The following is a 691-nucleotide window of genomic DNA, read 5'->3' as shown; positions in this document are numbered from 1 at the left end:
CCCGAAACCCCAGCGCATGAGTGTCCAGCCCAGTTCCTTCGCCGCTGCCCCCGACGCGTGCCTGCAGGTGCACCTGGAGGCGCTCACGCTCGCGCGGCTCGATGCCGTGCTGGCGGTGGAGCAGCGCGCCTACTCGCACCCCTGGACACGCGGCAACTTCACCGACGCACTGGCTTGCGACTACCAGACCCAGGTGCTGATGGCGGGCGAGCAGATGCTCGGCTACTTTGTGGCCATGATGGGGGTCGATGAAGTGCACCTGCTCAACATCACCGTCGTGCCCGAATTCCAGCGCCAGGGTTGGGCGCGCATGATGCTCGACGCCCTGACCCTGTGGGCGCGCGGACGCAATGCGCGCTGGATATGGCTGGAAGTGCGCGTGAGCAATCTGCGCGCCCAGCATGTGTACCAGGCGTACGGGTTTCGCCGCGTGGGCGAGCGCAAGCACTACTACCCGGCGGCCCAGGGGCAGCGCGAGGATGCGCTGCTCATGCGCCGGTTCCTTGTGGACCCTGTCCGCTGGCATTCCCGTGGTCCGGAATGAGCTGCGCATGAGCCTTCGCCTCGATGCGCGCCAGCGCGCCATGCTGCAGGAAATGGGGATCACCGTGTGGGGCCCGGCCACCGGGCAGACGCCCCGCGCTGCAACGCCCCCCCGGTTCGCGGCCCCGCGCGCGCGCGCCGAGCGCGT

1 protein-coding gene is annotated in these 691 nt (G+C 69.5%); it reads left to right on the top strand.

Annotated elements, in window-relative coordinates; all coding sequences use genetic code 11:
• The first annotated feature begins 16 nt into the window (after positions 1-16).
• Complete coding sequence (gene rimI / locus VTU_RS26200) at positions 17-544, top strand: ribosomal protein S18-alanine N-acetyltransferase (protein ID WP_050809443.1); 528 nt, start codon at positions 17-19, stop codon at positions 542-544.
• Positions 545-691 lie beyond the last annotated feature (147 nt).

Origin of the sequence: Verminephrobacter aporrectodeae subsp. tuberculatae At4 (genome assembly GCF_000193225.1) — a bacterium.
GTDB classification, from domain to species: domain Bacteria; phylum Pseudomonadota; class Gammaproteobacteria; order Burkholderiales; family Burkholderiaceae_C; genus Acidovorax; species Acidovorax aporrectodeae.
Note: the sequence above shows the minus strand (reverse complement) of the source record. Positions and strands in the feature narration are given on the sequence as shown.